This is a genomic window from Roseburia porci (assembly GCF_009695765.1).
GTDB lineage: Bacteria > Bacillota > Clostridia > Lachnospirales > Lachnospiraceae > Roseburia > Roseburia porci.
Genome location: NZ_VUNI01000045.1, coordinates 1 through 3,294, shown reverse-complemented (window position 1 = coordinate 3,294; position 3,294 = coordinate 1). Strand labels below are relative to the sequence as shown.

General features: G+C 40.8%; 2 protein-coding genes. Both read right to left on the bottom strand.

Going from position 1 to position 3,294, the window contains the following annotated elements:
• Positions 1–630 precede the first annotated feature (630 nt).
• A complete protein-coding gene (locus FYJ75_RS14140) occupies positions 631–1,983 on the bottom strand; it encodes a hypothetical protein (RefSeq protein WP_154431046.1) in 1,353 nt (450 codons plus the stop codon).
• A 2-nt stretch (positions 1,984–1,985) separates the two neighbouring features.
• A complete protein-coding gene (locus tag FYJ75_RS14135) occupies positions 1,986–2,756 on the bottom strand; it encodes an SDR family NAD(P)-dependent oxidoreductase (RefSeq protein ID WP_154431045.1) in 771 nt (256 codons plus the stop codon).
• Positions 2,757–3,294 lie beyond the last annotated feature (538 nt).

The window sequence follows — 3,294 nt, the reverse complement described above, 5'->3', positions numbered from 1 at the left end:
AGTAACTAGGAAGCCTTTTTGTCATGCCACAAATTAATGACCGCCACCTTCCATTCTAAGAATCTTGCAATGCAGGAGTCTATCCTTGTTTTCAATCAAGATTGCGAACTTGTTTCGCAATTGCCTAATATTTATTATTAGGTAATTGCGAAACTATTTTAAACTTACTCTGGCATGTGCTTAGTTTAGATTTTGGTAGTTTCGCAAATGTCTAATATTTATTATGTAGATGTTTCCAAAACACTACAATCTGCATAAATATAGCGTTTGGGGGAAATGTATACTGCTTGAAAGCACATTTTATGATTTCAAGCAGTATTTATTTTATCATTCTAATGATTCGGTAAATATTTACTGGTTAAAAGAACGATTTTTGATTTCAAGCAGTATTTACCCATGTCTTCTAACAATTTGAAAGAACATTTACTGTTTAAAAAGCGTTTTTATGATTTCAAACAGTATTTATTCAGGCTTTCCATTCATTTTAAAATAGAGATACTGTTCAGATCAACAAAATAGAGATTTAAGCAGTAAAAATCGATCAATCCCAGTTACGCACAATTTCCAAAATAAGATATTCACATAAGTGACTATGGTTGCATGAGTTTTGCAAATGTCAAATCTCTATCATCACATCAGATTTATTACGATTCTGTCCAGCCCCTGCGCAAGATACTCCGGAAGCCTGGTGCTTCTCGTCAGAATCTGGTCATCATAGCCGAACAGAGAATTGTACCGGCCTGCCATATGCAGATGATCCGGATAGGAAAATACATAAGAACTGCAATATTCCGGACAATGTTCTGCCATATACTGCTTTCCGCGGCTTCCTTCTTTGCATCTTGCATAAAGCGGACAATACTGCGATGTATTGGTCTGATAAAACGGAATATGAATGCTGTTTTGCCCTTCCGGTATATGAATCCGGTAACCGCAAGATTCCTGTTCATAACGTACGATTCCATATTCTTCCCTCAGATATGCCCGAAAAAAACTCTGATCCAGTGCATTTTCTGCAAGCGGAGAGTCACCGGTGTCCATTCCGATCTTATAACACATCCTCGGGTCTTTTCTCCTCTTATTCAAAAGTACTCCAAGGACGGGAAGAAATACCTCTCTTTTCTCACGAACCAGAGACAACATGCCCCAGTCATTTAGCACAAGTTCCAGTTTTGTATGATGGTTCATGCACCACTTTTCCAGTTTTTTTAATAATTCTTCTGTCTCACTGATCTTTGATTCTCTCATATATGTAAACGCCAACGTAACGTTTCTTCGTTCTTCCATCGCCTTATCTAACAGTTTTTCAAGATCTGTCCAACATGGGAACAGATGATGACAGAACTGATTTCCAATGTAAACTCTGTCCAACTGCTGTTTTGCAAGCGGATGATTCAAAAGTCCATGTGATCTCCAGTATTCCCGGTAAAATTCATCCACGTCCATCGCCAGATACTGTCTCCATAGCTTCGGGTGGTCCAGTTCCAGTGTAATCTCTACTCGTTTTCCACCTTCCCGTACATTCCTGATAAAGCTCCAGTCTCCCGCCTCTGTCTCCTGAAACCAGACAAGTGACTGCTTATGAAAATCCAGTGTAATCTGTTCATCGAGTTTTGCCGGATAACCCGTATAATCCTCTGCAAGAGCTGCATCGTCTCCTTCAAGCTTTTGGGTTACATAATGATAATAAGACCGATCGAGTTTCTGCACTGCCTTGCGGTAACTTTCATCGGCAATCTGTATCTCATATTCCATGCAGAATCGTTCCGCATCCAGTTCCAGAATATATGGATGCATCAAAATGACAGAGTCGTAGGTGCAGACTCTGTCATCATAAAAAAATATCTCCAGCTTGACTACCTGGTCCAGCGGTTCGGCAGTTCGAAATGTCAGTCTGTGTTCCTCAAGTTCTATGAACCGTACTTCTCTCTGCTTCCCACTTTTCTCCGTAATGAGACCTGACGCTAATGCAAACGGAATCACAATTACAGCCTCCGAAGTGCTGCCCAAAATCCCATCATGATCTCACTTGGGATAATTTTGGCAATGACACGGTGAATGGAACACATAAATCCAGGTGTCGAGACCGCCATGCCAAGCCTCGTATCCCTCATTGCTCTGCGCGCAACTGCCTTCTGTCTGGACGCAAATGGGAATGAACGGATCTCGCTCTTTTTCTTTCCTGATTTTGCTCTGCCTATAAATTCCGTATCTTTGATCCAGTATGGGCATACGGCTGTTACCGAGATTCTCCTTAAAAACAGTTCCACGCGAAGTGCCCTGCTGTAACGATATAAAAATGCTTTGCTTGCCGCATAAACATTCAGATAAGGGAACGGCTGAAAAGCAGCAGTCGAACAGATCTGCATAATGTGACTGCCCTTCTTCATATATGGAAGCACTGTCTGCGTAACTGCAACTGCTGCACGACAATTCAGATCGATCATTCCCTCTGTATCCTCCAGAGATACTTCTTTATAGCTGCCGATCTTGCCATATCCTGCTGCATTGATTAACATCCGGACATTCGGATTCTCCTTTTTCAGATACTCCGCAAGTTTCCTCACGGATTGCTTTTCTCCCAGATCCAATGGCACTGCAAGAACCGGTGTCTCTGACTGCTTTGCAAGCTCGAGAAGCCGTTCCTTTCTTCTTGCAATCACCCAGATTGCATCATATTTTTTCTGTGCATCCAAAAGTCGTACGAATTCTCTTCCAATTCCACTGGATGCCCCCGTTACAATTGCAATATTCATACCCTCGCCCTCCTTATGAATGTTCTGTTTAAGTATTTACGAAACTTCAATATAAATTTACTCTGACATGTACTTTACATACAAATAATCGCAGGCACGTTCTCACTGCTCATCGCTGGCAGCGGTACATAAGCGACCAAAGTACGGTCGCCAAGTACCGGCCGCTCTGAAGCACCTGCGAATTACTTGTATGTAAAGTACATGTCCATATATATATATCAATATGAGTTTCGCAAATACCCAAATATTCTATTTATAGTATACCATATTCTATGAGAAAAAAGTCGTCACAAACAGGATTCCCATAAAAAAGGATAGCGCCTTACCCATACTGATTGTATAATTATTTTTATCTTATCAGTATGTATTGTGAGTTCATTTTCATTTTTGCCCACTATATAATAAATAACATAGGCAATTGCGAAACAAGTTCGCAATCTTGATTGAAAACAAGGATAGACTCCTGCATTGCAAGATTCTTAGAATGGAAGGTGGCGGTCATTAATTTGTGGCATGACAAAAAGGCTTCCTAGTTACT